We start from the raw sequence: 1,299 nt of genomic DNA on the forward strand, positions 1-1,299 counted from the left end.
TGTGTCGTCCTAATATAGGTTGACAGTTATTAGGCCAGCTCTCGAAGCTGGCCTTTTCTATTGTGCACTGCGTTAGGCGTTTCCATATCTAATGCTAAGTGCGGCCTCATTTCATTGTAAATATTAATTGATTCGGTAACGAGTATTTTCAACTCTTCGATGGTTTTACATCGGTAGAGTAAGAACTCTTGTTTGAGTATTCCATTGATTCTTTCTGCCAATGCGTTTTGGTAACAATCGTATCCATCTGTCATTGAGGGGTGAATACCATATGCTGTTAATTCCTTCTGGTAAATAGCTGAGCAGTACTGCAGCCCCCTGTCAGAATGGTGTACAGCGTTGCCTTTATACCGGTTATCTTTAACGGCCATTTTCAGTGCTTTCACTACATTCTCAGCTTTCATGTCTGAGCTTAAGTGATGGCCAACAATTTTCCGAGAACCAGAATCGGTCACCAGCGATAGATAATGCACGCCTTGGTCAGATTCAAGGTAAGTGATATCGCTAACCAAGACATGTTCAGCATTATGGAGCCCTCCTTCCTTGAGTAAATTTGGATGTTTCTTCATCCAATGCTTGCTGAACGTGGTTTTGATATAGCTTTTTTTCGGCTTAACGAGTAGCCCTTCTCCTCTTAGGTAAGTAAAAAAGCCATCTCGACCTAGTTTAATTCCATGCTCAACCAACTTTGGTTTTATAAGCTTATAGAGCTTACGCGTCCCTATTTGTGGCATGAACTTACGCCAATAAAGTACCCACTCTTTAATCACCGATAGCTCTGTCCTTCTATGCTCCATGCGAGAAACAGCCTGGTAAACCGACTGTCTGGATATTCCCACAACCCGGCATGCTGCCGCCAAACCTATTTCTTTTCTTGTTTTGGCTTGCCAGACGTACCGGATAAGTACTTTTTTCTGAGGCCAGCTCCATACTCATTATCCATAATATCTACCATCCCATTGAGGATTTTATTACGGAGCTTTTCATCGGCTAACTCTCTCTCGAGGCGTTTTATCTTTTCGGCTGGTGTTTCTTTTGAATTTGGCATAAGTGGATGCTGAAATGGTTTCGACCAGTCGAGTCTACCATGCTTTCTGAGCCAAACTAATACCGTCGACCTTCCTTGTATCCCGAAGTGAGCTTGTGCCTGTTTATAAGTGAATTCGCCTTTTTCAACGCGTTCAACCACGCCTAATTTAAAAGCTAAAGTGTAATCACGCTGTGTGCGCTTAGGTCTTTGATTACTTGAAGTTGTCATAAAGAAGTCCTCTTTATGTCTACGTATTTCAGGACGGGACA

The 1,299-nt window shown here is 42.5% G+C and carries 1 protein-coding gene; it reads right to left on the bottom strand.

From position 1 onward, the window contains the following. Positions 1-29: 29 nt before the first annotated feature. A protein-coding gene (locus JKP77_RS22100) for an IS3 family transposase (RefSeq protein WP_218313333.1) occupies positions 30-1,258 on the bottom strand; the annotation gives its coding sequence in 2 pieces (ribosomal slippage) (positions 30-907 and positions 907-1,258; 1,230 coding nt in all). Between the last annotated feature and the right edge of the window lie 41 nt (positions 1,259-1,299).

The organism is Alteromonas antoniana (genome assembly GCF_019249295.1).
In the GTDB taxonomy this organism is placed as follows: domain Bacteria; phylum Pseudomonadota; class Gammaproteobacteria; order Enterobacterales; family Alteromonadaceae; genus Alteromonas; species Alteromonas antoniana.